Source organism: Stenotrophomonas sp. P5_B8, from assembly GCF_054049855.1.
In genome coordinates, this window is sequence record NZ_JBFULO010000489.1 from 1 (window position 1) to 2,630 (window position 2,630).

Below are 2,630 nucleotides of genomic sequence, written 5' to 3' on the forward strand. Positions count from 1 at the left end.
GCCTACAACTTTCAGACGCACGCGTTTCTGGACGGCGAGTACGCCTATGCGGGCGGCGACAACCCGCTGCTCAACCGCTTCCATACCTACGACCGCGATCTCGGCCGGTTCATTGACCGTTTCATGGCAAGCCGCCTGCATGAGAACACGCTGCTGGTGTTCACCGCCGACCACTCCACCTTCCCCGGACCCAACGCGGTCCGGGCAGATGACCGCGTCCACGGGTACTTCGTCGATACCATCCCGTTGCTGATGTACTGGAAAGGTGCCGAGCACCGGATGATCGACGTGGCCGGCAAGAATTCGCTGGACCTGGCGCCATCGCTGATCAGCCTGCTCGGGGTGAAGAAGGCCCACAACCTGTTTCTCGGCTGCACATTTTTCGAAAAGTGCGCAGTGGACAAGGTCTCCAACCTCGGCGCYGAATACATCCTGACCGATGGCGACGGCTCCTATTCGGAGTACTACGTCCCGCCGTCGCAGAAGACCTACTACGAAGAGAGCAAGCGAGTCATCGAACGCTACAAGTCGATGGATATGGTCATCGACGCCGACTGAGTTGCCGACATCGCCCGATTCGGCCGGCTTCCGCTGGATACGACGGATGCCAGGGATCTGAAGCAGTGAGGCACCCCTTTCAGCCCATCTGCTTCAAAAGCGACACCCGATTTTGGTACAATTTCCGGTTCGACCAGCAGCTGCCAGAAAGCGGAGCTCCGACCCATGCGCCCGCTTCACGATAGCCCCCTCGCACCCGATCCGGACACCAAGCGGAAGCGCTCGGTCGCTTTTCTGCTGGTTATCGGTGCCGGCTATCTGGGGCTGTTGGTGTATCTGGACCACGGCACCGGGATCCTGTCGAGGCTGGCGGACCTGTCGGGCCCTCTTGCCGTATGCGCGGTACTGGTCCTGCTCAGCTTCGCGATTCGCTACCAGCGCTGGCATACCGCGCTGTCCGCCCAAGGACATCGCGCGTTTCCGTGGTGGGCGGGCCTACGCGCGTACCTGGCCGGCTTCGCCTTTACCGCATCCCCTGGCAAGGCCGGGGAGCTGCTGCGGATCCGCTATTTCGGGATGTTCCAGGTGCCGCCCAGGACGGTGCTGGGCACCTTCATCTACGAGCGTGGGCTCGATCTGCTGGTCATAGTCTTCCTTGGACTCGGCGCGGCCACGCTGATCCCGGCTTTTGGCCTGCTGGTCGGCGTCGTGCTGGGATTCCTTCTGGCGCTGTGCCTGGCCGTCGCCTGGCCGTGGCTGCAGGCCACCCTGGACAGCGTCGCCGCCCGACTGCCGGGCAAACGGGTTCGTCAGCTCGCCAACTTCCTGCTCAGTGGCGCCAGGGATGCCGGACCGCTGCTGCACCTGCGCACCCTCGGCCCAGGAATCGCCCTGGGTGCGCTCGCCTGGTCCCTCACCGCAGCCGCATTCGCCTACCTGTGCCACGCGATGGGCATCCCCCTGGCCTGGCAGCATGCGCTGGGCATCTATCCGGTCGCGATGCTGGCAGGTGCGGTATCGTTCGTGCCGGGCGGCGTGGGCACCACCGAAGCGGCCATCGTGGTGATGTTGGGCGCATTGGGAACCTCGCTCGATGTCGCACTGGCCGCTGCCGTCGGTATCCGCCTGGTCAGCCTCTGGATGGCCGTCGCAGTGGGGATGCTGGCCATGCTCAGCCTCGAACTGCCGTCCAGCCGCCACGGGATGCGCTGAGTGGACCACCGCACTGCAAGCTTGATTTCCTTGGACGAGAACACTGCTTTTTCCATGCACAACGTGCCCACAACCGCCGGAGTCCTGAATCTTGGCCATTGAACATCGTGCCCTCTGCGTGGACCTGGACGGCACGCTGCTGCGCAGCGACATCCTCTATGAATCGCTCCTCGCCCYGCTCGCCCGCAACCCGCTGTATCTGTTCCTGATCCCGTTCTGGCTACTCGGCGGCAAGGCGGCGGTCAAGCGCCAGCTGGCATCCCGCGTGCAGCTGCCTGCCGAGACCCTGCCCTACGACGAGCGCGTGCTGGAGATTCTGCGGACCACTACGCAGCGACCGCGCGTGCTGTGCACCGCGTCGGACCAGATGCTGGTGCAGCCGATCGCCGACCATCTGGGCCTGTTCGAAGAGGTGATGGCCAGCGATGGCCACACCAACCTGTCCGGCCACAACAAGGGCAAGGCGCTGGCCGAGCGCTTCGGCGAACGCGGCTTCGACTACATGGGCAATGGCCGGGTCGACCTGCAGGTCTGGGCGCACGCCGGCGGCGCCATCGTGGTCAACAACGGTGAGGGCCTGGCCCGCGAGGCGGCCAAGCGCACCGAGGTGCTGGCGCACCTGCCCGCGCAGAATGGGGGCCTGCTGACCTGGATCAAGGCGCTGCGCATCTATCAGTGGTTGAAGAACCTGCTGGTGCTGGTGCCGCTGCTGACCGCGCACCGCTTCCTCGACCCCACAGCACTGGTGGATGCCGGCACGGCGTTCCTGGCCTTTGGTCTGTGCGCCTCGGGCGTGTATCTGCTCAACGACCTGCTCGACCTCACCCCCGACCGGATGCACCCGCGCAAGCGCAAACGTCCGTTCGCGGCCGGTACGCTGCCGCTGCTGCACGGTCTGCTGGTCGCGCCGCTGTTGACCC

General features: G+C 65.0%; 3 protein-coding genes. All 3 read left to right on the forward strand.

Going from position 1 to position 2,630, the window contains the following annotated elements:
• A partial coding sequence (locus ACXJKH_RS18420; RefSeq protein ID WP_457321520.1) for a sulfatase-like hydrolase/transferase occupies positions 1 to 558 on the forward strand: 558 nt, incomplete at its 5' end.
• Between the two features lie 165 nt (positions 559 to 723).
• Positions 724 to 1,710 (forward strand): lysylphosphatidylglycerol synthase transmembrane domain-containing protein, encoded by a 987-nt coding sequence (locus ACXJKH_RS18425; protein ID WP_457321522.1) that lies wholly within the window; start codon positions 724 to 726, stop codon positions 1,708 to 1,710.
• A 118-nt stretch (positions 1,711 to 1,828) separates the two neighbouring features.
• The coding region (locus ACXJKH_RS18430; protein ID WP_457321523.1) for a UbiA family prenyltransferase at positions 1,829 to 2,630 on the forward strand (802 nt) is incomplete at its 3' end.